Origin of the sequence: Rhodoferax ferrireducens T118, assembly GCF_000013605.1 — a bacterium.
GTDB lineage: Bacteria > Pseudomonadota > Gammaproteobacteria > Burkholderiales > Burkholderiaceae_C > Rhodoferax > Rhodoferax ferrireducens.
This window is the reverse complement of the sequence record NC_007908.1, coordinates 4,330,522-4,355,231: the sequence shown is the minus strand read 5'-3', so window position 1 is coordinate 4,355,231 and position 24,710 is coordinate 4,330,522. Positions and strand designations below refer to the sequence as shown.

Here is a 24,710-nt window from a genome sequence, read left to right as displayed (position 1 = left end):
GCCCAATCGAGTCGGCCTACCAGGCGTCAATGGCCAACCCGCTCGCCGGCGGCAACTCCCCCTGCGTTTGCAGCCCCCGAAGCAGCCAGGCGCGGGTCTGCGCCGGGTCAATCACGGCGTCAATCTCCAGCGTGGCGGCCATGTGGATGGCGCTGCCGTTGTCGTATTGTTTGGCCAGCAGTTGCTCGAACAAGGCCTCGCGCTGCGGCCCTTCAGGCAGCGCTTCGAGTTCCTTGCGGTAGCCCAGTCGCACGGCGCCCTCCAAGCCCATGGCGCCAAATTCGCCACTTGGCCAGGCCACGGTCATCAGGGGCGAGTGAAAGCCGCCGGCCGTCATGGCCATGGCACCCAGGCCGTAGCCCTTGCGCAGCACCACGCTGAAAAACGGCACGCGCAAATGCGCGGCCGCAATAAACAGGCGGCTCACATGGCGCACCTGCGCCTGGGCTTCCATGTCCGGCCCGACCATGAAGCCGGGTGTGTCCACCAGGCTGATCAGCGGCAAGCCGTGCGCGTTGCACAGTTGCATGAAGCGCGCCGCCTTGTCGGCCGCATCGGCGTCGATGGCGCCGCCCAGGTGCAGCGGGTTGTTGGCCAGGATGCCGACCGGGCGGCCCTCCATGCGCGCCAGCGCGGTGTGGAGCCCCAAGCCAAAGCCGCTGCGTAGAAACAGCACGCTGCCCTCATCAGCCATGCCGGTGATGGCAGCGCGCGTGTCATAGACGCGCAAGCGGTTTTCCGGCACCACGTCACGCAGCGCCTGCACGTCTGGCGCTTGCCAGTCGTTTAAGCGGCCCTGAAAGAACGACAGGTAATGCCGCGCCGCCGCCACCGCCTGCGTTTCGTCCGCCACCAGAATATCGATGACGCCATTGCCGTGTTGCACCCCACTGGGGCCAATCTGTTCTGGTCTGAAAACCCCCAGGCCGCCGCCCTCGACCATGGCCGGGCCGCCCATGCCGATGTTGCTGTTGTCGGTGGCGATGATCACGTCACAGCAGCCCAGCAAGGCCGCGTTGCCGGCAAAGCAGCGCCCCGCCACGATGCCGACCATTGGCACCTGGCCATTCAGGCGCGCGAAGCTGGCAAAAGTGCCCACATGCAGCCCGGCCACGATCGGCATATCGACGTCGCCCGGCCTGCCGCCGCCGCCTTCGGCAAACAGCAGCACGGGCAGCTTTTGTTGCAGGGCCAGGCCCAGCATGCGGTCGGTCTTCTGGTGGTTGCGCAGGCCTTGGGTGCCGGCCAGCACGGTGGCGTCGTAAGCCATCACCACCGCGCGGCTGTGCTCGGGGCCAAACAGCGCCTGGTTGACGCTGCCGATGCCGGTCACCATGCCGTCGGCGGGGGTGTTCTGGATCAGGTCTTCTTCGGAGCGACGGCGGCTCTGGGCCGCCACGGCAAAAGCGCCGTACTCGATGAAGGAGTCGGCATCACACAAATCGGCAATGTTCTCGCGCGCGCTGCGCTGAGCCAGCGCGTGGCGCTTGCTCATGGCCTCGGGGCGGTTGGCATCGAGCGTGTAGGCCTGGCGATCAAGCACCCGTTGCAGGTCGGGGCGCACCGCAGCCGGCGTATCCTGAGGTGCAGACATATAAGCCAAATCAGGCTCCAGCCCCCGTCCTACCTGCGTAAGCAGCTCTATATTCAATAGCAAGTCGGCTTCTGCCACCAGCTCGCCATTGGCAAAGAACAGCTCGCCCACGCGCCCGGCCTGGGGGGCGCGCAACTCGTGCTCCATTTTCATGGCTTCCAGAATCACCAGCAGGTCACCGGCCTGGACGCTGTCACCAGGCTGCACGTGCCACTGGACGATCTGGGCCTGCAGGGGGGAACGAATTTCAGTCATGGGTTTGCTTTGTGGCGGGTGGCGTGAGGTCGGCGGATGGCGCCGGGTCTTTCAGCAGGCGGCGCAACACTTTGCCCGCGCCGGTGGTCGGCAGGGCGGCCATCAGCTGCACGTCGTGGGGTGCCTTGTAGGTGGCCATGTTGGCGCGCGACCAGGCCACAATGTCCGCGGCGCTGGCGCTCTGGCCCGGCTTCAGCACGACAAAAGCCTTCACCATTTCGCCCTTGTCGGGGTCGGGCACACCAATCACGGCGGCCTGGGCAATGGCCGGGTGCTTGATCAAAATCGTTTCCACTTCTTCGGGAAACACGCTGTAGCCCGAGACCTTGATCATCTCCTTGAAGCGGCCGATGAAGGTCAGGTAGCCATCGGCGTCCAGCTTGCCCATGTCGCCGGTGTGGACCCAGCCGTCGCGCAACGTCTGCGCCGTGGCCTCGGGCTTGTTCCAGTAGCCCTTGAAGACGCCGGCGCTGCGCAGCACGATCTCGCCGACCTCGCCGCTGGCGCAGACACGGCCCGACCCGGCGTCCAGGATGCGGATCTCGTTGCCCGGAATCGCCTTGCCCTGCGTGCCCCAGCGGATTGCATCGTGCGGCATGTAGGTGTCGACCGTGTGGGTTTCGCTCAAGCCGTAGGCCGCCTCGAACGACTCGCAGTGGGGTGCCAGGGCCTGCCATTGCCGGGCCAGTGCCTCGGTCAAGGTGACGCCAAAGCTGGTCACCGGGTTCATGCGCAAGCTCGACAAATCGAACGCCCTGGCAGTAGGCACCTGCATGGCAAACACGTTCATCGGCGCTATGCTGTACCACCAGGTCACGCGGTGGCGCTCAATCGCCTGCAGCACCGCCAGCGGGTCGAAACGGTACATCAACACGGTGGTCGCACCGGTGAACATCGTGACGTTGATGCCCATCACCATGCCCGCAATGTGATACAGCGGCGCAATCGCCAGCAACACATCATCGTGGCCGACGCCATTGCAGTTGGCCGCCGCGGCCGATTTGTACAAGGCGTTGCCATAAGTCAGCATGGCGCCCTTGGGCAAGCCGGTGGTGCCCGAGGTGTAGGTCATCAGCGCGACGTCATCCATGGCCAGCGCCACCGGCGGCGGCCTGGCCGTGCCCTGGGTGGCCGCCATGAAGTCTTCCACATCGGCCGGCAGTTGCGTGGGCTGGGCTTTCATCGCCAGCAATTCAGCGGGGACGGTCACGCTCGGCTGCTCGGGCAGCAAGTCGGCATAACGCACGGCAAACACATGGGTCAGCGCGGTCTGGCTGCGCACCTGCGCCACCACCGGCAGCAGGTTGTCGGCGGCGACGATCACGCGCGCCTGCAAGTCGCCCAGTTGGTAGAGCAACTCGTGCTCCTTGTTGAGCGGCCCACACGGGCAGACGATGGCGCCGAGTTTCTGGATGGCGTAATGCGCCATCACGTACTGCGGGCAATTGTTCAGAAACAGCGCCACTGGGTCGCCCTTTTTGACCCCCAGCGCCGCCAGCCGGGCCGCAAAGGCATCACTGGCGCGGTCGAGCTCGGCGTAGCTGATGCCGTGGCCGTACCACAGGTAAGCGGCTTTGTCGGGTTGCGTTCGGGCGTGAGCACGCAGGTAGTCGTGCAGGGGCGCATCCAGTTCGGGGAATTGAGCTGTCTCCATGGTGTCGCTTTCAGGGTAGGTGCGTCAGGTCCGGACAGTCCGGACGGTTGCAATATATACCAGCCGGTAGAATAATTCTACTGTTCGGTAGAACACAGGCGACAATCAACCCATGAGCACATCCCCCTCCCGGCCCCGCACCCGCCGGCAAAAAGCCGTCACGCCCGGCACGGACGAAAAACGCGAGCGCATCCTCAAGGTGGCCGAGCGCCTGTTCGCGGCCCAGGGTTACGCCAACACCACGATGGCGCAAATCGTGCGCGAGTTGGAGGTCAGCAAGCCCTTTGTGTATTACTACTTTCACAACAAGCAGGAGATTTTCGAGACCCTCTCCTGGCGCCCGGCGGTCGCGTGCTTCACCACGATGGACTTTGCCCCGGATGACCCGCGCCCGGCGCATGTCAAGGTGACCGAAGGGCTGGAGCGCCTGATCCGCGCCACCATCACGCATTACCCGGCGGCTTTTTTTGCTTACCGCGAACCTCAGGTGTACCGCCCGGAGTACCTGGCCGCACAGAAGAAACTGGCAAATCACTTTTATGAGCGCCTGTGCTCGCTGCTGGAGCAGGGGCGACGCGAGGGCAGCTTCGACTTCACCGAAACACGCATCACCGCGCAGGCGGCATGCAGCCTGCCCGGCTTTCTCTACAACTGGTACCGACCCGACGGCCGCCTGGATCCTGACGCCATGGTGCGCGAGCTCTCCAAACTGGCCTGGCGCGTCATCGGCCTGCGTGACACCGGTGCAGGTTGAACCCTCCACCCATGGCCCCCGACCTGACCGGCAAGCACGGCGATTTCCGGCTGGAAGCCAATAAAAAATTGCATTGCCGGCGTTGGGTCTTCCTGTCTAGGAGCAGGCGCTAGCCCGGCCCACGCCGGGCAATGCGATTTCAGGACGAGGTGGCTTGTGCGTGGCTGGCAGATTTGGGTGTCGGGAGGGCGCCAAACTGGATCTCTCCGGTGAGTTGGCCGCCTTCTTCAATCACCACTTTGCCGTAGCGGATCTTGCCGGTGACTTTGCCGGTGGAATAGATCGTCAACTTCTGGCGCACCGTCAGGTTGCCATCAAACTGGCCATGAATCTCGGCCATGTCGATTTCGGCCGAGCCCTTGAAGGCGCCGCGCTCCGAAATTTCAATCACGCGCGAATCCATGGTCGCCTCCACCAGGCCTTCAACCACCAGCGTATCGCAATCGGTGATTTCAACGCCTTTGAGTTTGATGTTGGGCCCCACGGTCAGTTTGCTGCCGCTTTGGGGCGCGGCTGGCGCCGCCGGTGCAGCTTGTGCGGTGTTGACGGATTGCGCGGAATTCAGTGCGTTTGACTGTTGCGTGGCGGTCGTGCCCGATGAGCCGTAACTGCTGGCGTTCGACACTGAAGTGCTCGGGCGCGCTGGTGAAGTTTCGGGTTCGCGTTTATTGAAAAAGTGAGGGGACATGGCCATGTGGTTTTCCTTGAAAAAATCCATGGTAGCGGCGCCACGTTGAAAAGTCGCCACCGATTTTGCAAGATCGGTAACAGAATGAATATCGTCAGTTGCGCCGGTAAACCTGATCCGCGTAGTCACGCAGCATGCGGGTGGCCGAGAAGCGCGGGCCGTTGGTGAGCAGGCTGCGCCGCATCATGCTCACCCAGCGCTGCGGCACGCCTTGGGCATCGCGTTCATGGAACATCGGCACCACCTCCTGCTCCAGCAGGTCAAACAGGGCATGGGCGTCGCGTTGATCCTGCGCCTGGGTGTCATCAATCACGTCGCCATTGATGGCCCAGCCGTTGCTGCCGTCAAAGGCCTCGGCCCACCAGCCGTCCAGCACCGAGAGTTGCAGGCCGCCGCCCAGGCAGGATTTCATGCCGCTGGTGCCGCTGGCTTCGTTCGGCGGCCGGGGCAGATTGACCCACACATCGCAGCCCGCCACCAACTGGGCCGCCAGCGTCAGGTCGTAGTCCTCCAGAAAGGCGGCGCGACCGGCCACGCTGGGTGCGTTCTTGAGGGCAAACACCTGGCGCACCACGTCCTTGGCGGCGAGATCGTCGGGATGGGCTTTGCCTGCAAACACAAATTGCACCGGCTGCGTGCCGCCGATCAGCGCCAGCGCGCGCTGCGGCAACAGCGCCACCAGGTGCAGGCGCTTGTAGGTGGCGAGCCGCCGGGCAAAGCCGATGGTCAGGCGCATCGGGTCGAAGCCGCTGCCGATGGCCTCGGCGTAATCGAGCGGCTCGCCGCGGCGCAGCCGGTCGCTGGTGGCCCGCCGCGCGATCATGTCAACCAGCTGGGCACGCGCCGCGCAGCGCGCCGCCCACAGCTCGGCGCCGGGGATGTCCTGCACCGGCGCCCAGGTGGCGCTCTGGTCGGCGCGGCGCAGCCAGTCTTCGCCCAGGTAGCGGTCCAGCAAGGCGCGCATGGGGCCGCGCAGCCAGCTGGGCACATGCACGCCGTTGGTGATGTGGGTGATGGGCACCTCCTGCACGGCACGGCCCGGAAACAGCGGCTGCCACATGGCGCGCGCCACCTGGCCGTGCCGCTGGCTCACCGCATTGGCGTGACGACTGGCCCGCAACGCCAGCGCGTTCATGCCCATGGGCTGGTTCGGGTTGGCCGGGTCGATGCGACCCAGCGCCAGGAAGTGTTCGCGCTCACCCACCAGATCGGCAATGCGCCCCAGCATGGTCAAGACTTCGGTGCGCTGGTAGGTCTCGTTGCCCGCCGGGACCGGGGTGTGGGTGGTAAAGACGACCTGTTCGCGCACCTGCTGCCAGGCGGCCTCACGTGCGCTAGCCCCGGGAGTCAGCGCTTGCGCCCGGGCCAGCAATTCAAAGACGCCGAGCGCGGGGTGGCCTTCGTTGAGGTGGTAGACGGCGGGCTCAATGCCCAGCGCGCGCACGGCCCGCACCCCACCGACGCCGAGCACCGCGTACTGCGCCAGCCGAATCGCGCGGTTGCCTTCATACAGCCTTGACGTGATCCAGCGCCCGCGCTGGCTGTTGACCGGCAGATCGGTATCGAGCAGGTAGAGCGGCACCCGCCCGACGTCAACGCGCCAGACCTGCGCCGTCACACTTTCCTCATCAATCGGCACGACCACCGTGACCGGCCGGCCATCGGCAGCCGTGACTTTGACGCAGGGCAGTCGCTCGGGGTCGGCATCGAGCCAGTACTCATGTTGGTAACCGGTCACATCGATGCGCTGGTGAAAATAGCCGGTGCGGTACATCAGGCCGATGCCGACCATGGGCAAGGCGAGGTCGGAGGCTTCCTTCAAGATGTCGCCCGCCAGCACGCCGAGTCCGCCCGAATAGATGGGCAGGGAGCCATGCACGGCAAACTCGGAACAGCAAAACGCGACCGGGTGCGCCGCTCTGATGGCGCCCTCACAGCAAGGCCGGGCGGCGTCCAGAGCCAGCTCCGCCGCAATCCGGCTGACCCAGCCGACAAAGCCCGCATCGGCGCAAGCGCGCGCCAACATGGACGGTGGCGTCTCGGACAGCAAGCGCCGCGGGTTGCGCCCACAACGGACCCAGCGCTCGGGGTCAATCGCCTCGAACATGGCCGCACCGTCGGTCGTCCAGGACCAGCGGTAGTTGTAGGCCACGCGGGCGAGCGGGCGCAGCGGTTCGGGCAGGAAGCTTGCCAGCTCCATGACCGCATGCTCAATGTCTTGGTCACCTGCGAACATGATCAGTCCTTGTCAAAACCAACCGGTTTCAAGCGTCAACACCTACCTGACCAACGAAGCAGAATTATGCGAGTGTGAGCGGTTTTTTTGCAAGTTCACTGAGCCAGTTGCAGGCAGCTGGCTCAGTGAGCGCGCGGCTGCAAATCGCACAGGGTATCCGGCTCTTGCCTCGCCCTCCAGGTGTCGGAAATCTTGACACCGTGATCACCCCGGCCCGCTGTCAAATTTGCAAGCAATTGTTTTTTAAAGACTTATTGGATTGACGGCCGTCGGGCACGAAAACTGCTCTTATGAATTGTGATGCTAGTTTTGTTCACTTCAAATAATTGAGGAGTATTAATCATGCGTAGCTCTTTTAATGGCCCCAAGGCCGTACTCGCCACGGCGGCATTGCTGGCACTGGGTCTGGCAGCGAGCAGCGCGTCAGCCGCTGTGGTGATCTCCACCATCAATTCCAGCGCCGGTATTGAATCCACCTTGATCAACGCCCTGCTGGCGCCGGCGAGCGGCGTCAGCGTCGTTGCAGGCACGCCAAGTTATCAGGGCACCAACACGGCGAACTTCCAACAGTCTGGCACCTACAGCGGCTTGAATCTGGCTCCTTCGTCTGGCTCCACGCCGACCTTGACCATGGCGGACGGTATCTTCCTGACCTCGGGCAACGCCAACATTCCACTGACCAACACCTTGAACAATTTCACCGGCCAATCGGGCAGCGGCGCGTATGTCCCGCTGGGCGCCTTGAGTGCCAGTGCAGGCGGGACGTCGACGACTTTGGACGCCAATGTGCTGAGCTTCAACTTCAATGTCGCCGCGGGTCAGACGTCGGTGTCGGCGCTGTTCATGTTTGGCACCGACGAGTTTCCGACCCAGAGCGTCACCGACATCTTCGGTTTCTTTGTTGATGGCGTGAATTTTGCGAAGTTCAGCACGGGCGAACTGATCTCCAACACCCCGGGCAACCCGACCAACTTCATCCTCAATCCGGTGGGCGGTGGCCTGTACGATATCGAGTACAACGGCCTGACCCAGGTGTTCAATGTGACCGGTATTCTGGGTGCCGGCAATGCCGACGGCAGCCATACACTCACCATCGGCATCGCTGACACCAGCGACAGCATCTTTGACAGCGGTGTGTTCGTCAGCTCGCTGAAGTCCGGCACCGCAACGGGTGGTGGTGGCATCGGCGACGATGGCAACACGGTGCCCGAGCCAGGTTCGCTGGCGCTGCTTGGCGTGGCACTGGCCGCCGTCGGCGCCGTGCGCCGCAGCAAGAAGGTCTGAAGTCGGCGGCAAGTCTTTCACAATCCCAGCTGCCCATCATGGAGGCACTGGGACATGGATGACCGGGCGCAGGCGTGCGGGACAGCGCTGTTGCGGTGTTGAATGATCTTGATTAGCGCAAACCGGTGACTTGGCTTGAGTCACAATGGCGACATCCAAGTCTCCTTGAAATACGCTGCGTCCCTTGTATTTGTTCAATTTGTTGCCCGCCGCCTGGCGCCTGCGTGTGCCGCGTACCTTGCTGGCGCTTTGCGCGCTGGCCCTGCTGACTGCGCCAACGCTGGCGCGCGAGGTGCGCGTGGGCGTCTACCAGAACGAGCCCAAGATATTCATGGGCGCCGATGGCCAGCCCAGCGGCATCCTGGGCGACCTGCTGGTGGCGATGGCCCGGCTGGAGGGTTGGACACTCAAGCCGGTGCCCTGTGAATGGGCGGCCTGCCTGGACGCCTTGCAGGCGGGCAATATCGACCTGATGCCCGACCTGGCTTTGAGCGAGCAGCGCTTGCAGATTTTTGACGTTCACAAGATTCCCTCGCTCTTGAGCTGGTCGCAGCTTTACAAACACAGCGGCGTCCCGATCAGCTCCATGCTGGACCTCAAGGGCAAGCGGGTGGCGGTGCTGGCGGGGTCGGTGCAGCAGGCGTATCTGCAGAACCTGCTGAGCAGTTTTGCTGTGCAAGCTGAATTGGTGCCCGTCCAATCGCTGGAGGAGGCTTTTAAACTGACAGCCGCGCACCAGGTCGATGCGGCGGCGACCAACCGCTTTTTTGGCGATCGACGTGCCGCCAGCTACCAACTGGACGCGACACCGATCCTGTTTCAGCCAGCCCAACTTTTTTACGCCACCGCCAAGGGGCGCAATGCGGATTTGTTGGTCGCCATCGATCGGCATCTGGGGCAATGGCAGTCGCAAGCCGACTCCGAATACTTCACGGTGCTCAAGCGCTGGATCGAGGCGCCGCCGCAATTTTCTGTGCCCGCCTATTTGTGGTGGAGTCTGGGTGCTTTGGCGCTGCTGCTGGCGCTGGCGCTGGCCGGCAGCGCGCTGCTGCGCCGTCAAGTGGCCGACAAAACCCGCCATTTGCGCGCCAGCGAAGACCGGCTCGCCACCATTCTCAACAGCGTTGATGCCTATATTTATATCAAAGACATGGAGTTGCGCTACCAGTACGCCAACCGCAAGGTCTGCGAGTTGTTTGACCGGCCCCTGGCGCAAGTGGTGGGCAGCACTGACAGCGAGTTCTTTGATGCCACCACGGTCGAGCGCTTACGCATCAATGACAAGCGGGTGATCGACAACGGCGAGCGGGTCGAGGCCGACGAGGTCAGCCGCAGCCTCGATGGCAGCCGGGAACAAACCTACCTGTCGATCAAATTGCCCCTGCGCCAACCCGATGGCAGCATCTACGCCCTGTGCGGCATTTCCACCGACATTACCGAACACAAGCGTTCTGAGGACGCCATTCACCAGCTCGCTTTTTACGACCCCCTGACGCTGCTGCCGAATCGCCGTTTCTTGATGGAGCGTCTGCAGCAAACCCTGAAAGCCAATGAGCGTCAACAACAGTGCGGCGCTCTGCTGTTCATTGACGTTGACAATTTCAAAGACCTCAACGACACGCTGGGGCACGCGATGGGTGACGAGCTGTTGCGCCAGATGGCGGTGCGCTTGAGCACCTGCACGCGCGCCGAAGATACGCTGGCGCGTCAGGGCAGCGATGAATTTGTGCTGCTGCTGTGCGACCTGAGCCCCGATCTGGACGCGGCGCTGGAGCAAACCCGGCATGTCGCTCAAAAAATACTGCAACACATCGCTGAACCCTACCTGCTGGAAACCCGCCACTACCAGAGCACGGTCAGCATTGGCATTGCCATGTTTGGCGACACGCCAACCAGCCGAGACGAGTTGTTCAAGCAGGCTGACCTGGCGATGTACCGGGCCAAGGCCGAGGGTCGCAACGCCTTGTGCTTTTTTAACCCCGCCATGCAGGCCCAGGTGACAGCCCGCACGGCGATCGAGGCCGATCTGCACCAGGCGCTGGCGCGATCCGAGTTTGTGCTGTATTACCAGCCGCAGGTGAACATCGACGGCCAGCAGTTCGGGGTCGAAGCCCTGGTGCGCTGGCAGCATCCGCAGCGCGGACTGGTGCCGCCGCTGGAGTTCATCCCGATTGCCGAGTCGACCGGCCTGATCCTGCCCCTGGGGCGCTGGATTTTGAGTACGGCCTGTCGACAACTGGTGGCGTGGGCGGCCAGCCCTGAGCAGGCGCATTGGAGCATTGCGGTCAACGTCAGTGCGCGCCAGTTTCGCCAGAGTGACTTTGTGCAGACGGTCGAGCAAGTACTGCGCGATACCGGCGCCAACCCGCAGCGCCTGGAGCTGGAGCTGACCGAGAGCCTGCTGGTCGACGATGTGGAGGTCGTGATTGCGCGCATGAGCGCGCTCAAGGCGCTGGGTGTGCGCTTCTCGCTCGACGATTTTGGTACTGGCTACTCCTCGCTGAGCATGCTCAAACGCCTGCCGCTGGACCAGCTCAAGATTGACCGCTCGTTTGTGCGCGATTTACGCCACGATCCGCAGGATGCCAACATTGTCAAGGCCATTGTTACCTTGGGGTTTGCCATGAACCTGCAGGTTATTGCGGAAGGGGTCGAGACAGCCGAGCAACGTGATGCACTGGTGAACCTGGGCTGCACCCATTTTCAGGGCTATCTGTTTGGCCGCCCGGCGCCGGCGCCGGCCTAAGCACTGCCTTACTCCGGTCGGTCGAGCTTGGTCGCGAGCAGGATGGTCGAGAAGGTTTCGATCACGCCTTTGATGACCCGCATCTTGTCAATCACCGCGTCAAGTTCGTGGGTCGATTCGGTTGCCAGCAGGGCGCACAGGTCGTAACGGCCACTGACCGAGTAGAGCTTGGTAATTTCGTGCCGTTTGGAGAGCGCGCGCACCACCTCGGGCTCGTTTTTCGATTCGATCGAAATCAGCACCATGGCATGGATGCCGGGCGCCGACCGGTTAGCGGTCACGCCGACGGTGTAGCCGGTGATCACGCCCGTATCTTCCAGTGCCTTCAGCCGCAGTTGCGCCGTGCTGCGGGCGCAGCCCAGCGCTTTGGCCAGCTGGACCATTGGCAGGCGGGCATTGACCTTGAGCAGGTCAAGCAGTTGGCGATCCAGGGGATCCAGGGGGGTGGCCATGTGTCAATCAATCAATATGGATGAAAGGCCACCATTTTGACTGAAATTGCGCCCCGTTTTCAGGCAATCTGCCTATTTTGCTTGGCAGCACTTGTTCCTAAACTTGTCCGTAGCCACCAAGTCATCGCAGGGGTTACTTGGGCACTTGCCACCGATCAGGAGCACCACATGCTGCAAAGAGTTGACTTCAATCCGGCCAAAAAACTGCTGAGCCGTGAGGCCCTGGACGCCTACGATCCGCAATCCGAATCCTGGCAAAAGCAGTTTGCCCGCCGCTACACGCACCATGCAGAGCTTGATGGCGTTCTCAACAACATTGAGAACGTCAACGAAACGGTTTACAAGAAGTTTGCCATTGCCATCACGCCTTACATGGCCAAGCTGATGGATCGCGACGACCCAAACTGTCCGATTCGCTTGCAGTACCTGCCCTCGCACTTTGAGGAAACCAAACCCGGGTTTGCCACCTCGCTCGACCAGCTGGGCGAGGAAGGTGACACGGTTCCCGGCACCAGCGTGGTCCACCGCTACCCGCGCCGCGTGCTGTTTCTGGTCAGCAACACCTGTGCCACGTTGTGCCGCTTTTGCACCCGCAAACGCATGGTCTCGCAGCCCGATGGCTCTGTCGCCAAGGACGAGATCGAGGCGTCGATCGACTACATTGCCGGCAATCAGGACATCGAGGACGTGCTGCTCTCGGGCGGCGACCCCTTCACCTTCACCGACGAGCGACTCGACTACATTCTGGGCGAACTGCGCCGTCGTGCCCCGCATGTGCGCTTCCTGCGCATCGGCTCGCGCATGGTGGTGCAAATGCCGACACGGGTGACACCGGAGCTGTGCGCCGTGCTGGAAAAGCACCGCGTGCAAATGGTCAACATCCACATCAATCACCCGAAAGAGATCACCCCCTTGCTGCGCGAGCGCGTCAAGATGATCCAGAAGGCTGGCATCATGATGGGGCTGCAGACCGTGTGCCTGAAGGGTGTCAACGACGATGTGGCTGTGATGCGTGAACTGTTCATGCAGACCATCGAGATGGGCGTGCGCCCCTACTACGTTTATTCGACCGACATGGTCGAAGGCGCGCACCACTTCATCGTGCCGCACCGGCGCATGCTCGAACTCTACGAAGGCCTGCGCGGCTGGATCAGCGGCCCGGCGATTCCGACCTTTGTGGTTGACGGTCTGGGCGGCCTGGGCAAGCTGCCGATCACCCCCAGCTACGTGCGCGAGGAAGAACTGCCGGACGGCAGCGGCACCACCGTCAAGTGCCGAAACTACAAGGGCATGACGATCGAGATGCCCGGTCTGGGCCAGGACTTCCATCTGCCAAGCCGCACCAACTAACTTAAAGAGCTTGTGGGTCAGACCACTTCGCGAGGCGAACGTGCTCTGGCCCCAACTGGAATGAATATGAAACACGGATCCCCCTACGGCACCCATCGTGTGCTGGAACCGCTGGGCGTGCTGCCGCAAGGCGCATGGAAAATCGACAACTCGATGGAGATCTATGACAACGAGATTTTGATCGACGTGTCAGCCCTCAACATCGATTCCGCCAGCTTTACCCAGATCAAAAGTGAAGCCCATGGCGACGAGGCCAAAGTGGCTGAGATCGTGCGGGGCATCGTGGCACAGCGCGGCAAGCAGCACAACCCGGTCACCGGCTCGGGCGGCATGCTGATCGGCACCGTGGCGCAGATCGGCCCGGCGTTGGTGGGCAAATGCGATCTCAAGGTGGGCGACAAGATCGCCACGCTGGTGTCGCTCTCGCTGACGCCGCTGCGCATTGATGAGATCAGCAAGATTCATCTGCAAAAAGACCAGATCGAGATCAACGGCCAGGCCATTTTGTTCGAGACCGGCCTGTACGCCAAATTGCCGGATGACATTGACGAGAAGCTGGCGTTGGCGATTCTGGATGTGGCGGGTGCACCCGCTCAAACGGCACGACTGGTGCAGCCGGGTGACACGGTGGTGGTGATTGGCGGTGGCGGCAAGTCCGGCACGCTGTGTATGTACGAGGCGAAAAAACGCGCTGGTGCAGACGGCTGCGTGATCGGCGTGTCACCGTTTGAGAAAGACTGCCGGCGCATGAAAGACCTGGGCTGGGCTGACCACGCCTTGCAGGTCGATGCCACCAACGCCTTGGCGCTGATGGAGGCAGTCGCCGAGGTCACCGATGGGAAAATGGCCGACGTGGTGATCAATTGCGTCAACATCCCCAACACTGAAATGGGCAGCATTCTGGCCACGCGGCAACAGGGGAAAATCTATTTCTTCTCCATGGCGACCAGCTTCACCGCCGCCGCACTGGGGGCCGAGGGTGTGGGCAAGGACGTGGAGATGATTGTGGGCAACGGTTATGCCACGGGGCATGCGGAGTTCGCGCTGGGTTTGCTGCGTGAGAGCGCCAGCTTGCGCAAGCTGTTCGAACAACTCTACGTCTGAAGACCGGCAGACAGACCTGAACATGACAGCATTTCAAAGCGCGCTGTGGCAACGTGTCCAGGCCAGTGGCTCCACCACCCTGGCCGTCATGGGCATGACCAAGAACACGGGTAAAACCGTGGCGCTGAATCATCTTCTGGCCCAGGCGGCTGCCAGCCGGATCAGCGTTGGCGTCACGTCGATCGGTCGCGACGGAGAAGACCGGGACCAGGTCTTTTTTGTCCCCAAGCCACCGGTTCTGGTCTGGCCGGGTACGCTGGTGGCCACGGCACGCGACACGCTGCAGCGCGCCAAAGTGCGTTGGAAACGGATTGACTCAACCGGGATCGACAGCCCGATGGGCGAGATTCTTGTCGTCAAGGTGCTCGACTGCGGCGAGATGGAAATCGCCGGTGCCTCTCGGGGCGCGGACCAGCGCAAGATCATCAGCCGTCTCAAACAATGCGGCGCCGCGCTGGTGCTGCTGGACGGGGCGCTCGGGCGCAGCCACCATGCCTCGCCCGCCATTGCCGACGCCGTCATTCTGGCCACCGGTGCTGCCATCGGCGGTGGTATGGCGGATGTGATGCGCAAGACACGCGATCGCCTGGCCATTCTGGGCATTGCGCAAGCGGATGCCGCTGTTCGCCAACTGTGCGATCCGGTATTCGCAACCGGTGGCGTGGGGGTGTGGGACAGTCAGGGCAAGCCCCTGTTTTTGGCCAATATTCCTACACTCAACGGGGCTCCAGCCCTGATGCAGTATGCGCAAGCAGATATCAAAACAATAGCGGTTAGTGGCGCGGTGGGACGCTCCCTGTGGCGCGCTTTGCTGACCCTGGCGAGCAGCAAGCCGGGCTTGAGCGTGGTGGTGAACGACGGCACCAAATTGTTTGTCGAGGCCGCAGACCTGGCGGCCATGCGCGGGCTCGGGGCCCGCCTGCTCGCTTACCGGGGCATTCACATGATCGGCATCACCTTGAATCCGTTTTCACCTCTGGGCGGCAGTTTTATCGCGCACGAGTTTCTGCTGGCCGCACGCCAGGCATTTGGCGACTACAGCGTCAGTGATGTGCTGCTGGAACAGCAAGCAAAAGACCAATTACAGGAGATGACATGACCCAATTGCATTTGGATCAGGCGCAGATTGACCGCGCGCGTGACTCGGCGCGGCGTATTGCGCGCCAGGTGTTTGACGACATGGCCCCGTTCACCACGACCACCGTGGAGCGCGCCACGCTGCGCCTGCTCGGTGTTGATGGCGTGGACGAAAACGACATCCCCCTGCCCAACCGCGTGGTCAGCCATTTGCAGGCGCAAAATCTGCTGCAGCACGGTGCCGCCATTATTCTGGCGGGTGCCATGCAGGAAACGGGTCGGAGTGCCCAGCAAGTGGCCCAGGCGGTGTCCTCGGGCACCCTCACACTGAGCTACCCCAAGAACGAGGCAGCCGCGCGCCACGCCGCTGACGCGTGCGCCGCCACGGTGTGCCAACACATTGCCGGGCAACGCGCGCACCGCGACGATCAGATCAAAACCCTGGGAGAAGGCAAAACCCCCTGGCTGTACCTGATTGTGGCCACCGGCAATATTCATGAAGACGTGGTGCAAGCCCGCGCCGCGGCCGAGCAGGGCGCCGACATCATTGCCGTGATCCGCTCCACCGGCCAGAGCCTGCTCGACTATGTGCCCTTTGGCGCCACCACCGAAGGTTTTGGCGGCACTTACGCCACGCAGGAAAACTTCCGGCTGATGCGCGCCGCGCTGGATGAAGTGGGCCAAAAGGTGGGCCGCTACATCCGCCTGACCAACTACTGCTCGGGCCTGTGCATGCCAGAGATTGCCGCCATGGGCGCCTTGGAGCGGCTCGACATGATGCTCAACGACTCGATGTACGGCATCATCTTTCGCGACATCAACATGCAGCGCACCTTCATTGACCAGTTCTTCTCGCGCATGGTCAATGCCTACGCCGGCATCATCATCAATACCGGTGAAGACAACTACCTCACCACCGCCGACGCTTTCGATGCCGCGCACACTGTGCTGGCCTCGCAGCTGATCAACGAACAGTTTGCCACCCTGTCGGGCCTTGGCCCCAAGCAAATGGGATTGGGCCATGCGTTTGAGATTCATCCTGAGCTGGAAAACGGCTTCTTGTGGGAACTGGCCCACGCGCAACTGGTGCGCCAGGTGTTTCCCGATGCCACGCTCAAGTACATGCCGCCCACGAAGTACATGACGGGCAACATTTTCAAGGGCCATGTGCAGGACGCCTTGTTCAACATGGTGAGCGTGTTGACACAGCAAAACATCCACTTGACTGGCATGATGACCGAGGCCATCCATACGCCGTTTATCCAGGATCGCTTCCTGGCGATCCAGAACGCCAAGTACGTGTTTGGCACCATGAAAGACCTGCACGCCGAGATTGAATTCAAGCGCGGCGGCAAGATTGAGCAGCGCGCCCAGGCGGTGCTGGCAGAAGCCGAGGCCATGCTGGCGCAGATTGAGGCCATGGGCCTGGCCGGAGCGATCGGCAAAGGCATGTTTGCCGAGATTTCGCGCACGCCCACGGGCGGCAAAGGGCTCGATGGCGTGATCCAGAAGGCCGGCAACTATTACAACCCGTTCCCCCACCTGATGTTGCCTGGAGAAAATCAACATGCTTGAGACCAAACGGCCAGAACAATGGGTCAAGCCCTACGGTGATACGCTGGGCGACGGTCGCGTCCAACTGTCCTTCACCTTGCCGGTGGCACTGGATGAGACGAGCAAGGAAGGTGCCAAGCGTCTGGCGGCCATGATGGGGCTGAGTGATCCCGCCGTGGTGCACTGCGAAGACATGGGCCAGGGTTTCAGCTTTTACGTGGTCTATGGGCAGTGCCGGCATCAGGTGGATTTGTCGAGTTTTCAGGTCGTCAAGCCCGACTACGAGGTGATGGACAAAGAAGCCATCAACGCGCTGATTGCCGAGAAAATGGGCCGCCGCATGGTGGTGGTCGGTGCCACGATCGAGACCGATGCCCACACCGTGGGCATTGACGCCATCATGAACATGAAGGGCTTCAACGGGCACAAGGGGCTGGAGAGTTACCACGAGATCCGCGCCATCAACCTGGGGGCCCAGGTGGACTCCGAGGTGCTGGTGGCCAGAGCCATTGAAGAAAAAGCCGATGTTATTCTGGTGTCGCAAGTGGTGACGCAAAAGAACATTCATCTCGACAACCTGACCAAGCTGTCGGATCTGCTGGAGGCCGAAGGCCTGCGTGACAAGGTGATACTGGTGGTGGGTGGCCCGCGCATCAGCCATGAACTGGCCAAGGAGCTGGGCTACGACGCGGGCTTCGGCAGCAAGAGTTACGCCGAAGATGTGGCATCCTTTGCCATCCACGAATGGATTCACAGAAAGGCCGCCTGAGTAATTAACTTGCGGGACAGACCGCAGCCGCGAAGCGGCCAGCTCTGTCCTCAACCGATCACGAAGGCCAGCTCTGTCCTCAACTGAACAGGAAACAAAATGGAAAACTACACCAGCCTGATCCGCCTGCGCATCAGCGCGCACGATGCCCACTACGCAGGGGGTCTGGTGGATGGTGCCAGGATGCTGCACCTGTTTGGCGACGTGGCCACCGAGCTGCTGATCCGCAGTGATGGTGACGAAGGCCTGTTTGTGGCTTATGACGAGGTCCAGTTTCTGGCCCCGGTCCACGCCGGGGACTACATCGAGGCGAGTGGCCGTATCGTGGCCATGGGCAAGACCTCGCGCAAGATGGTGTTTGAAGCGCGCAAGGTGATCGTGCCTGCCGGGATGGCGGGCCAGCCTTCAGCGGCGGATGTGCTGGCCGAGCCCCTTGTGGTCTGCAAGGCGTCCGGCACCTGCGTCGTGCCGCTGCACTGCCAGCGCATGGCGCGCCCACCTGTTCGCTGCTGAACATGGACAAACTCATCATCACCGCCGCCTTGACCGGCGCCGAAGTCACCCGCGAGCAACAAGCTGCGCTGCCGATCACGCCCGAAGAGATTGGACGCGCCGCCGAGGAATGCTGTCAGGCCGGTGCGTCGATGGTTCACGTGCACGCCCGCAACGCCGACGGCAGCCCGACCCAGGACAAAGAGGTCTACCGGCAAATCATGGCGGCGGTGCGCGCGCGTTGCGATGTCATCGTGCAGGTCTCCACGGGTGGCGCGGTCGGCATGACGCCCGCCGAGCGTCTGGCGCCGGTGACGCTGGCGCCCGAAATGGCCACCCTGTCCATGGGGTCAGTCAACTTCGGCGGCGATGTGTTCATGAACCACCCCGCTGATATGGCGGTGTTTCTGCAGGCGATGCAGGAACACGGCGTCAAACCCGAGCTCGAAATTTTTGATGCCGGCATGCTCACCACCGCCCATCGCTGGCTCAAAAAAGGCCTGCTGACCGGCCCGCTGCACTTTGACTTTGTGCTGGGCATACCGGGCGGCATGGCGGGTTCGCCCGAGGCGCTGATGTACCTCAAGGCGCAATTACCCGAGGGCGCCAGCTGGACCGTGGCGGGCATCGGTGCGGCGCAACTGCCGCTGGGCACGCTGGCCATTGTGCTGGGCGGCCATGTGCGGGTGGGCTTTGAGGACAATGTGTATTACCGCAAGGGCGAGTTGGCCAGCAGCAACGCCCAGTTGGTGGCCCGCATCGCCCGTATCAGCCGCGAGCTGGATCGCCCGGTCGCCAGTCCGGATGAGGCGCGCGCCCTGCTGGGTTTGCGCCAGCGGCACTGACCCGCAGTGGGTATTCGCTGACACGAGGGTCTCGTCTTCAAGCCCGGAACCCATTCGGTATGCTATATAATTAATAGCGTACTATGAAGGTAACACGCGGGCTAGATGCCTAAATTGTGTAAATTATTGAGACTGGCGCTGCTGGGTGGCTAACGCTTTGCGGCGGATGAACGCATCAGTGTGCTCTTGCCAAACAGGCTCTCGATCAGGTCCACCGCCAGCTCGGCGGTCTGGTTGCCTACATCGAGCGCCGGGTTGAGTTCGACCACGTCGAGCGAGGCCAGCCGGCCGGTGTCGGCAATCATCTCCATGCACAGTTGTGCCTCGCGGTAGGTCGGGCCGCCCCGCACCGTGGTGCCCACACCGGGGGCAATCGCCGGGTCGAGAAAATCAACATCCAGGCTGACGTGCAAATGGGTGTTGGCATCCACCAGGGCCAACGCCAGCTCCATGGCATGGCGCATGCCCATTTCATCGATGTAGCGCATGTCGAACACTTCAATGCCCATGTCGTGCACCAGGCGCTTTTCACCGGCATCGACGCTGCGAATGCCAATCTGGCGAATCTGCTTGGGCTGCAGGGCCGGGACATGACCGCCAATCTGGATCAGTTCCTGCGGGCCGTGGCCGCACAGGCAGGCCACCGGCATGCCGTGGATGTTGCCGCTGGGCGTCAAGGTGGCGGTGTTGAAATCGGCATGCGCGTCAAACCATAAAACCCGCAGTTTCTTGCCCTGGTCGCGGCAGTGCCGTGCCACCGCGCTGATGGAGCCGATGGCCAGGCAATGGTCGCCGCCCAGCATGATGGGCAGCCGCCTGGCCTGGAGTTCGCAATACAGGGCCTCATGCAGCAACTGGTTCCACTGCACGACCTGTGGCAGATGGCGAAAGCCGTTGACGGCCTGCAGCCACGGGTTGGCCGGGCCATGGAGGTTGCCGCAGTCTTTGACATCCAGACCCAACTGCGTCAGGGCCTGCGCCAGGCCCGCCACACGCAGTGCCTCCGGCCCCATGCGGGCGCCGAGCATACCGGCTCCAATGTCGGTGGGGACGCCAATCAGACTGATGTTGCCTGGGGCGAGGGCGGTGTCGGGAGAAAAGGCGCTGGTGTTCATGCGGCCGATGCTAACGCGGGTTCGGCATCCCGACGCGCTGCATCTGCCTGGCCGCGTGAAGCGGGGCGAATCAGGCTGAACAGGTCTTTCGGGTTGGCTAGCTCGGGCAGCAATAAAAGCCGTTGTCCCAGACCCAACTCAAAGGCTGTATCACGCAGGTAGCGCAGGGCCGAGTAGTCTTCCAGCGCAAAGCCGACCGAGTCAAATAGCGTGATTTGTCCGTCAGAAGTACGCCCCGGCGCCTCGCCGCGCAGCACCCGCCAGAGTTCGGTTACCGCAAAATCGGCTGGCATCTGCTGCAAATCGCCTTCGATGCGGGTTTGCGGCTCGTACTGCACAAACACCGCAGACCCGCGCAGCACATCCGGATGCAGCTCGGTCTTGCCGGGGCAGTCGCCGCCGACGCCGTTGATGTGCATGCCCGGCTCCATCAGCTCGGGCGTGAGAATGGTGGCATTGGTTTTGTCGGCCGTCACGGTGGTCACAATGTCAGCGCCGCGCACGGCCTGCGCAATGCTGGTGCAGGCGCTCAGGCGCAGACCGGTGTGCTGCAGGTTGCGCATGAGTTTGCGGCTGGCCAGGGCATCGGTATCAAACAGCCGGATTTCTTCAATACCCAGCAGGTGATGAAACGCCAGCGCCTGAAACTCAGCCTGCGCTCCGTTGCCGATCAGTGCCATGCACTTGCTGTTGGGTCGGGCCAGTGCGCGGGCGGCGACGACCGACATGGCGGCCGTGCGCAGCGCCGTGCTCAGGGTCAGCTCACTGAGCACCATGGGGATGCCGGTGGCCACATCGGCCAGCACGCCAAACGCCATCACCGTGGGCAGGCCCAGGCGCGTGTTTTTGGGGTGGCCATTAACATATTTGAAGGCATAGGTCTTGGCATCGGCAATCGGCATCAGTTCAATCACGCCGTCAAGCGAATGGCTGGCCACGCGGGCGCATTTGTCAAAGTCTTGCCAGCGCCGGTAGTCATCCAGGATGTAGTCAGCCAGGCGGGTCAAGGTGGCGGCGATACCCACTTGGGAGACCAGGTTGGCCACATCCTGGACGCTGAAAAATTGGGTTTGAGTCGGGGTTTGAAGCAGGGTGGGATGTTTCATGGTGTTGGGCTCCGATGGGTTCAAAAGAAGTGTCCCCAAACGGCTTGTCAATGTAAATCGTCAGTTCTGCCATCTTTTTGACAAAAAACTGGCACTTCGATATAGCAAACTGCCATAATGACAACATGGATGCGACCGATCAACAACTGTTATCACTTTTGCGCAAAGACGCCCGCACCAGCGTGGCCACCCTGGCCAGCAAACTGGGGGTGTCGCGCGGAACCGTCAGCAACCGGATCACCAAGCTTGAAGATGCGGGCATCATCGTGGGTTACGCGGTGCGGCTGCGCCCGGACGCGCAACCGTCCGAGATCAGCGCCTGGATGAGTGTGGCTGTCGCCGGCAACGAAACCCGCGCCGTGATTGCCAGCCTGCTCGGTGAGCCAGGTGTGGCTTGCCTGCACGACACCAACGGCCGTTGGGACTTGCTGGCCGAACTGCGGGCTGCCAATCTGGCCGAGCTCTCGCATGTGCTGGAACGCATCCGGCTGATTCGCGGCATCAGCAGCACCGAGACCAGCATCCACCTGGAGACTTACCGGCTGGCGTGAAGGTCCTGAAATAGCTATCTTCCTGATAGCTACCTGCGCTTATAAGACGGTGGCTAGAGGCTGATTACCCATAAATTTCAAATTTCCTGGCGCGGCTGTTTGTAGCGCGCGTAGCCCCACAGGTATTGCTGCGGGCAGTCGCGAATCAGTGTCTCCAGCGCCGCATTGATGATCCGCACCGCCTGCGCCCCGTCGGCGGGCAAGCTGGCGGGCAAGGGCTGCACATGCACCCGGTAGCCCCGGCCCCAGGACAAACGCTCGCCCCAGGCCATCAGCACCGTGGCCCCGGTTTGCTGCGCCAGCCGCACCGACAGGGTCATGGTGTAAGCCTCGCGGCCAAAAAATGGCGCCCAGACGCCCATGCCCAGCGGCGGCACCTGGTCCGGCAGCAGGCCCAGCGACTGGCCTTTTTTCAACGCCTTGATCATCTGCTTGACACCGGCCAGCGTCGTCGGCGCCGTGTGCAGGCCGGGGCGCGCCCGTGCCGTGCTCATCACCTCTCGCAGCCAAGGTTGGCGCGACGGGCGAAACAGCACCGTCATCGGCTGCTGTGTCTGACCGTAGCGCTGCGCATAGGCTTGGGCCGTGATCTCAAAGCAGCCCAGATGCGGCGTCAAAAACAGCACGCCGCGCCCGCGTGCCAGCGCTTCCTCCACATGCTGCGCGCCATCCCATTGCACCGGCACGGGCCGGCCCAACCACAGGCGCGGCAACTCGGCCACCAGCTTGCCGCTCTCGCCCACAGAACCCCGCCAGTGCCGCCAACCCAAGCCAGCCTGGCGTGCGTTCGCCACAAAACGCTGGCGATAGACCCCGGAGACCGCGAACACCAGCCAGCCCAGGCCCCAGCCCACGGCATGCAATAGCCACAAAGGCAGGGTGGACAGGATTTTGAAGAGGGTGATCATGGGTCGGATAAACTATGCCCGTCGCTGAGTTACAGAACTACTTGCAGGGCGACACACAAGGGCGGTTTGCCAAGAGCCGCCATTGTGCCTTGTCAATCATTTGACAAATCTGCTAAAGCGTTCGCCGAAAGCCCGAAAAGCCCAAGCAACGCGAACCTTGTTGTTTTACTTTTCAATTGGAGCTTTCAACCATGGCGAACGATTTTCTCTTTACCTCCGAGTCCGTATCAGAAGGACACCCCGACAAGGTGGCTGACCAGATTTCAGACGCCATCCTCGACGCGATCTTCAAGCAGGACCCCAAGTCCCGCGTCGCGGCCGAAACCCTGTGCAACACCGGCTTGGTGGTGCTGGCCGGTGAAATCACCACCAACGCGCATGTGGACTACATCCAGGTGGCGCGCGACACGCTCAAGCGCATCGGCTACGACAACACCGAGTACGGCATCGACTACAAAGGCTGCGCCGTGCTGGTGGCCTATGACAAGCAGAGCAACGACATCGCCCAGGGCGTGGACCATGCCTCAGACGACCACCTGAACACCGGTGCCGGCGACCAGGGCCTGATGTTCGGCTACGCCTGCAACGAGACGCCCGAACTGATGCCAGCGCCGATCTACTACGCCCACCGGCTGGTGGAGCGCCAGGCGCAATTGCGCAAAGACGGCCGTCTGCCGTTTCTGCGACCCGACGCCAAGAGCCAGATCACCATGCACTACGTGGACGGCAAGCCGCATTCCATCGACACGGTGGTGCTGTCGAGCCAGCACAGCCCGGAGATGAGCAACGGCCTGACGATGAAACCGGCCTTCATTGAAGCCGTGATGGAAGACATCATCAAACCCGTTTGCCCGAAGGAATGGCTGACGGCGGACACCAAGTACCTGATCAACCCGACCGGCCGCTTCGTGGTCGGTGGCCCGCAAGGCGACTGCGGCCTGACCGGACGCAAGATCATTGTGGACACCTACGGCGGCGCCTGCCCGCACGGCGGTGGCGCCTTCAGCGGCAAAGACCCCAGCAAAGTGGATCGCTCCGCCGCTTATGCGGCGCGTTATGTGGCCAAAAACATTGTGGCGGCCGGCCTGGCGCGCCAGTGCCAGATTCAGGTCGCCTACGCCATCGGTGTCGCCAAGCCCATGAACGTGACGGTGTACACCGAAGGCACCGGCGTGATCCCGGACGACAAGATCGCGGAACTGGTGCATGAGCTCTTTGACCTGCGCCCCAAAGGCATCATCCAGATGCTGGACCTCTTGCGCCCGATCTATGAAAAGACCGCCGCCTACGGCCACTTTGGTCGTGAAGAGCCCGAGTTCACCTGGGAGCGCACCGACAAAGCGCAGGCACTGCGGGCAGCGGCGGGGCTATAAGCCACAGACACTGCGGGCGGGCGCCGGGCTGTAGCCAGCCAAGCGCAGCCAGGCGCAAGGTTCAGTGGGCGATCCCGGACTTGATTGGGGGTCGCCCGCCAAAAATGGCGGTACCGACACGCACCATCGTGCTGCCGGACTGGATGGCCGCCTCCATGTCGGCACTCATGCCCATGGACAGCGTGTCAAGGGCCAGACCTTCGGCGTTTAAAGCATCAAATACCGCCTTGACCCTCGCAAACAGGGCACAAGCAGCTACGAAATCAGGAGTCGGCTCGGGAATGCTCATGATGCCGCGCAGGCGCAAGTTGGGCAGCTCGGCCACGCGCTGGGCGAGCGCCAGCGCCTCGCTCGGCGATACACCCGACTTGCTGGCGCCACCATCCACGTTGACCTGAATACAAACCTGGAGCGGTGGCCGACCGGCCGGGCGCTGATCGCTCAGACGTTGTGCGATCTTGAGCCGATCCAGCGTCTGCACCCAATCAAAGTGCTCGGCCACCAGCCTTGTCTTGTTGCTCTGGATCGGACCGATGCAATGCCACTCAAGCGGCAAATGGCGCAAGTGACTGATTTTCTCCACCGCCTCCTGAATGTAGTTCTCGCCGAAGGCCCTCTGTCCGGCCTCAAAAGCCTGTGTCACGATCTCGGGAGCAACGGTTTTGGACACGGCCAGCAGGGTGACCTCGCTGGCAGCGCGGCCGGCGGCCTGGCAAGCGGTTGTGACGCGCGCGCGAACACTTTGCAGTTGGGTCTGAAGTTGTTTTTGATTCGTGGTCATAATTACCGCAAGCGTAACAAAC

General features: G+C 62.4%; 21 protein-coding genes. 12 read left to right on the top strand and 9 right to left on the bottom strand.

Annotated features, from left to right (window positions below; genetic code table 11):
* Positions 1-16 precede the first annotated feature (16 nt).
* Together RFER_RS19800 and RFER_RS19795 are read right to left on the bottom strand one after the other, a co-directional pair.
* A complete protein-coding gene (locus tag RFER_RS19800) occupies positions 17-1,801 on the bottom strand; it encodes a carboxyl transferase domain-containing protein (RefSeq protein WP_425057091.1) in 1,785 nt (594 codons plus the stop codon).
* Positions 1,802-1,841: 40 nt separating this feature from the next.
* Positions 1,842-3,503, bottom strand: a complete 1,662-nt coding sequence (locus RFER_RS19795) for an AMP-binding protein (RefSeq protein WP_011466160.1) — start codon at positions 3,501-3,503, stop codon at positions 1,842-1,844.
* Between the two features lie 112 nt (positions 3,504-3,615).
* Between RFER_RS19795 and RFER_RS19790 the strand changes: the two genes are divergently transcribed.
* Positions 3,616-4,257 carry a TetR/AcrR family transcriptional regulator gene (locus tag RFER_RS19790; RefSeq protein WP_011466159.1) on the top strand — a complete coding sequence of 214 codons (642 nt, stop codon included), beginning with the start codon at positions 3,616-3,618 and terminating at the stop codon, positions 4,255-4,257.
* A gap of 139 nt (positions 4,258-4,396) precedes the next feature.
* Here the strand turns inward: RFER_RS19790 and RFER_RS19785 are convergent, their stop codons facing one another.
* Positions 4,397-4,951 (bottom strand): bactofilin family protein, encoded by a 555-nt coding sequence (locus RFER_RS19785; protein ID WP_011466158.1) that lies wholly within the window; start codon positions 4,949-4,951, stop codon positions 4,397-4,399.
* Positions 4,952-5,039: 88 nt separating this feature from the next.
* A complete protein-coding gene (gene glgP, locus RFER_RS19780) occupies positions 5,040-7,181 on the bottom strand; it encodes an alpha-glucan family phosphorylase (RefSeq protein ID WP_011466157.1) in 2,142 nt (713 codons plus the stop codon).
* Between the two features lie 342 nt (positions 7,182-7,523).
* On the opposite strand from glgP, the gene RFER_RS19775 reads away from it, so the two are divergent.
* Both RFER_RS19775 and RFER_RS19770 read left to right on the top strand, forming a co-directional pair.
* A complete protein-coding gene (locus RFER_RS19775; protein ID WP_011466156.1) occupies positions 7,524-8,465 on the top strand; it encodes a choice-of-anchor L family PEP-CTERM protein in 942 nt (313 codons plus the stop codon).
* Positions 8,466-8,649: 184 nt separating this feature from the next.
* Complete coding sequence (locus RFER_RS19770; protein ID WP_011466155.1) at positions 8,650-11,211, top strand: EAL domain-containing protein; 2,562 nt, start codon at positions 8,650-8,652, stop codon at positions 11,209-11,211.
* Positions 11,212-11,219: 8 nt separating this feature from the next.
* On the opposite strand, the gene RFER_RS19765 is transcribed toward RFER_RS19770, so the two are convergent.
* Positions 11,220-11,663: an Lrp/AsnC family transcriptional regulator gene (locus tag RFER_RS19765; RefSeq protein ID WP_011466154.1), complete on the bottom strand. Its 444-nt coding sequence runs from the start codon at positions 11,661-11,663 to the stop codon at positions 11,220-11,222.
* Between the two features lie 168 nt (positions 11,664-11,831).
* Here RFER_RS19765 and RFER_RS19760 point away from each other — a divergent pair, with 168 nt between their 5' ends.
* The 7 genes from RFER_RS19760 (at position 11,832) to RFER_RS19730 (ending at position 18,854) form a co-directional block, all read left to right on the top strand.
* The gene (locus RFER_RS19760) at positions 11,832-13,013 is read left to right on the top strand and encodes a KamA family radical SAM protein (protein WP_011466153.1); all 1,182 of its coding nucleotides are present in this window, start codon (positions 11,832-11,834) and stop codon (positions 13,011-13,013) included.
* A 66-nt stretch (positions 13,014-13,079) separates the two neighbouring features.
* Positions 13,080-14,117 (top strand): zinc-binding dehydrogenase, encoded by a 1,038-nt coding sequence (locus RFER_RS19755; protein ID WP_041791014.1) that lies wholly within the window; start codon positions 13,080-13,082, stop codon positions 14,115-14,117.
* Positions 14,118-14,139: 22 nt separating this feature from the next.
* Positions 14,140-15,216 carry a hypothetical protein gene (locus tag RFER_RS19750; protein WP_011466151.1) on the top strand — a complete coding sequence of 359 codons (1,077 nt, stop codon included), beginning with the start codon at positions 14,140-14,142 and terminating at the stop codon, positions 15,214-15,216.
* A complete protein-coding gene (locus tag RFER_RS19745; protein WP_011466150.1) occupies positions 15,213-16,769 on the top strand; it encodes a lysine 5,6-aminomutase subunit alpha in 1,557 nt (518 codons plus the stop codon). Before RFER_RS19750 ends, RFER_RS19745 begins: the two co-directional genes overlap by 4 nt.
* Entirely contained in the window at positions 16,762-17,517 is a 756-nt protein-coding gene (locus RFER_RS19740) for an OAM dimerization domain-containing protein (protein ID WP_011466149.1), read from the top strand. Before RFER_RS19745 ends, RFER_RS19740 begins: the two co-directional genes overlap by 8 nt.
* A gap of 99 nt (positions 17,518-17,616) precedes the next feature.
* Positions 17,617-18,030 carry a hotdog domain-containing protein gene (locus RFER_RS19735; RefSeq protein WP_011466148.1) on the top strand — a complete coding sequence of 138 codons (414 nt, stop codon included), beginning with the start codon at positions 17,617-17,619 and terminating at the stop codon, positions 18,028-18,030.
* A gap of 2 nt (positions 18,031-18,032) precedes the next feature.
* Positions 18,033-18,854 (top strand): 3-keto-5-aminohexanoate cleavage protein, encoded by an 822-nt coding sequence (locus RFER_RS19730; protein WP_011466147.1) that lies wholly within the window; start codon positions 18,033-18,035, stop codon positions 18,852-18,854.
* Positions 18,855-19,003: 149 nt separating this feature from the next.
* On the opposite strand, the gene rocF is transcribed toward RFER_RS19730, so the two are convergent.
* Positions 19,004-19,969 carry an arginase gene (gene rocF / locus RFER_RS19725; RefSeq protein WP_011466146.1) on the bottom strand — a complete coding sequence of 322 codons (966 nt, stop codon included), beginning with the start codon at positions 19,967-19,969 and terminating at the stop codon, positions 19,004-19,006.
* Entirely contained in the window at positions 19,966-21,075 is a 1,110-nt protein-coding gene (locus tag RFER_RS19720) for an ornithine cyclodeaminase (protein ID WP_011466145.1), read from the bottom strand. Before RFER_RS19720 ends, rocF begins: the two co-directional genes overlap by 4 nt.
* Positions 21,076-21,200: 125 nt before the next feature.
* On the opposite strand from RFER_RS19720, the gene RFER_RS19715 reads away from it, so the two are divergent.
* Positions 21,201-21,626, top strand: coding sequence for an Lrp/AsnC family transcriptional regulator (locus RFER_RS19715; protein WP_011466144.1), 426 nt, complete (start codon positions 21,201-21,203; stop codon positions 21,624-21,626).
* Between the two features lie 77 nt (positions 21,627-21,703).
* On the opposite strand, the gene RFER_RS19710 is transcribed toward RFER_RS19715, so the two are convergent.
* On the bottom strand, positions 21,704-22,534 hold the full coding sequence (locus RFER_RS19710) for a lysophospholipid acyltransferase family protein (protein ID WP_011466143.1): 831 nt from the start codon (positions 22,532-22,534) through the stop codon (positions 21,704-21,706).
* 191 nt (positions 22,535-22,725) lie between these two features.
* On the opposite strand from RFER_RS19710, the gene metK reads away from it, so the two are divergent.
* Positions 22,726-23,907 (top strand): methionine adenosyltransferase, encoded by a 1,182-nt coding sequence (gene metK / locus RFER_RS19705; RefSeq protein WP_011466142.1) that lies wholly within the window; start codon positions 22,726-22,728, stop codon positions 23,905-23,907.
* A 61-nt stretch (positions 23,908-23,968) separates the two neighbouring features.
* Here the strand turns inward: metK and RFER_RS19700 are convergent, their stop codons facing one another.
* Positions 23,969-24,688: a YggS family pyridoxal phosphate-dependent enzyme gene (locus RFER_RS19700; protein ID WP_011466141.1), complete on the bottom strand. Its 720-nt coding sequence runs from the start codon at positions 24,686-24,688 to the stop codon at positions 23,969-23,971.
* Positions 24,689-24,710 lie beyond the last annotated feature (22 nt).

Bases quoted from the DNA above. Each gene is read 5' to 3' on its own strand.
- RFER_RS19760 (WP_011466153.1), top strand. From the start codon at position 11,832: ATGCTGCAAAGAGTTGACTTCAATCCGGCCAAAAAACTGCTGAGCCGT.
- RFER_RS19715 (WP_011466144.1), top strand. From the start codon at position 21,201: ATGGATGCGACCGATCAACAACTGTTATCACTTTTGCGCAAAGACGCC.
- RFER_RS19735 (WP_011466148.1), top strand. From the start codon at position 17,617: ATGGAAAACTACACCAGCCTGATCCGCCTGCGCATCAGCGCGCACGAT.
- RFER_RS19740 (WP_011466149.1), top strand. From the start codon at position 16,762: ATGCTTGAGACCAAACGGCCAGAACAATGGGTCAAGCCCTACGGTGAT.
- RFER_RS19795 (WP_011466160.1), bottom strand. From the start codon at position 3,503: ATGGAGACAGCTCAATTCCCCGAACTGGATGCGCCCCTGCACGACTAC.
- RFER_RS19790 (WP_011466159.1), top strand. From the start codon at position 3,616: ATGAGCACATCCCCCTCCCGGCCCCGCACCCGCCGGCAAAAAGCCGTC.
- RFER_RS19700 (WP_011466141.1), bottom strand. From the start codon at position 24,688: ATGACCACGAATCAAAAACAACTTCAGACCCAACTGCAAAGTGTTCGC.
- RFER_RS19750 (WP_011466151.1), top strand. From the start codon at position 14,140: ATGACAGCATTTCAAAGCGCGCTGTGGCAACGTGTCCAGGCCAGTGGC.
- RFER_RS19730 (WP_011466147.1), top strand. From the start codon at position 18,033: ATGGACAAACTCATCATCACCGCCGCCTTGACCGGCGCCGAAGTCACC.
- RFER_RS19710 (WP_011466143.1), bottom strand. From the start codon at position 22,534: ATGATCACCCTCTTCAAAATCCTGTCCACCCTGCCTTTGTGGCTATTG.
- RFER_RS19755 (WP_041791014.1), top strand. From the start codon at position 13,080: ATGAAACACGGATCCCCCTACGGCACCCATCGTGTGCTGGAACCGCTG.
- RFER_RS19775 (WP_011466156.1), top strand. From the start codon at position 7,524: ATGCGTAGCTCTTTTAATGGCCCCAAGGCCGTACTCGCCACGGCGGCA.
- metK (WP_011466142.1), top strand. From the start codon at position 22,726: ATGGCGAACGATTTTCTCTTTACCTCCGAGTCCGTATCAGAAGGACAC.
- RFER_RS19720 (WP_011466145.1), bottom strand. From the start codon at position 21,075: ATGAAACATCCCACCCTGCTTCAAACCCCGACTCAAACCCAATTTTTC.
- RFER_RS19765 (WP_011466154.1), bottom strand. From the start codon at position 11,663: ATGGCCACCCCCCTGGATCCCCTGGATCGCCAACTGCTTGACCTGCTC.
- rocF (WP_011466146.1), bottom strand. From the start codon at position 19,969: ATGAACACCAGCGCCTTTTCTCCCGACACCGCCCTCGCCCCAGGCAAC.
- RFER_RS19745 (WP_011466150.1), top strand. From the start codon at position 15,213: ATGACCCAATTGCATTTGGATCAGGCGCAGATTGACCGCGCGCGTGAC.
- glgP (WP_011466157.1), bottom strand. From the start codon at position 7,181: ATGTTCGCAGGTGACCAAGACATTGAGCATGCGGTCATGGAGCTGGCA.
- RFER_RS19785 (WP_011466158.1), bottom strand. From the start codon at position 4,951: ATGGCCATGTCCCCTCACTTTTTCAATAAACGCGAACCCGAAACTTCA.